This window comes from Acidovorax sp. HMWF029, assembly GCF_003060895.1.
Classification (GTDB): domain Bacteria; phylum Pseudomonadota; class Gammaproteobacteria; order Burkholderiales; family Burkholderiaceae_C; genus Acidovorax.
On the sequence record NZ_QAIH01000036.1, the window covers coordinates 1 to 1,388 of the forward strand.

Below are 1,388 nucleotides of genomic sequence, written 5' to 3' on the forward strand. Positions count from 1 at the left end.
GGGGTGGGCGGGGTGGTCATGGCGCCATTCTGGCAAAAGGGCCACTACGCCTTTTGGGCTGCGCACTGGATGCAAGCGCTTGAATGCTTCTGTTTTGATAGCAATCGGGGCTTATCCATCGCGCGGAGAAGCCTTTTTTTGTTCAGATTTTTCTGCTGCAGCATTGCTGGGCCAGACCCCGGGCCCCGCCAGTGGCTCGGGTGGCAGCACACAGCGCAGGCCCACGCCGCGCCCGTCCAGCCCGTCGGTAAAGCCCAGGGTGCCGCCCATGCGCTGCACCACGCGCTGTGCAATGGCCAGGCCCAGGCCGGTGCCTGCCTCGCTGGTGCCGGGGATGCGGTAGAAGCGCTCCCACACCCGGGCGCGGTGTTCGGGGGCGATGCCCCGGCCGTTGTCCTGCACCAGCAGCACGATGTGGCCATCAGGTGCCGCGCCTTCGGTGCCCAGGGTCACCTCCACGTTGCCACCGGCCACGCCGTAGCGGATGGCGTTGTCCACGAGGTTGTCGATGACGGAGCACAGGCCTTCGCGGTCCAGCCGGGCGTTCAGGTGCTCGGGGGCGTTCAGGGCCAGTTCGATGCGCCGCGCCCGCGCCAGGGGCACGAGCAGGGCCACGCGGTTGCGCAGCAGGTCGGCCAGGTCCAGCGTGTCATGCGCAAGTGCGGGGGCGGCGGGCTGGGCTGCGGCGTCGGCGCGCGCCAGGGTCAGCAGTTGGGTGAGCAGGTGCGATGCGCGGGTGATGCCTTGCTGCAGCGCATGGGCTGCGTCGGCCCGCGCAGCGGGGTCGGGTTCGGTGAGCAGCTGGTGGGCCTGGGCGTTGATGGCGGCCAGGGGCGTGCGCAGCTCGTGGGCGGCATCGGCCAGAAAGCGCCTTTCGGCCTCCAGCCGCTGGGCTTCGTGGGCGAGCAGGGCATTGAGTTCGTGGATCACGGGGGCGGTTTCGGCGTAGAGCTTGTCTACCTGCACGGGGGCCAGGTCGCCTGCGCGGCGGCGCGAGATGCGCTGGGCCAGTTGCCGCAGTGGCGCAAGCCCGCTGCGCACGGTGACCCACACCACCAGCCCGTGCCAGATGAAAACGCCCAGCTGGCTTTTGAGCACCAGCCACAGCACCGGCAGCAGGGTGCCCAGGTGCAGTGCGCCGGGCTCGGCCACCTGCACCACCACGCTGCCGTCGCTGGCGGCCTGGGTGTGTATGTGCCAGGGCGGGGTGGGGGCATGTTGTGTGGCGGCATCCGGCCAGGGCACGTCTTCGCTGCTGCGGTAGAGCACCTGGCCTTGCGTGTCCAGCACGCGGGTGTGGGTCAGGCCCGCCACGCCGAGCAGGTCGCGGCCGGTGATGCGCAGCAGCGCGCCCTGGGCGGCCTGCATGCGGGCGGGCAGGGTGGAGG

At 70.5% G+C, this 1,388-nt stretch carries 1 protein-coding gene; it reads right to left on the reverse strand.

The features are described 5' to 3' along the window. Nucleotides 1-111 precede the first annotated feature (111 nt). Nucleotides 112-1,388, reverse strand: a 1,277-nt coding sequence (locus tag DBR12_RS02350; RefSeq protein ID WP_233244256.1) for a HAMP domain-containing sensor histidine kinase, incomplete at its 5' end; no start/stop codon positions are given.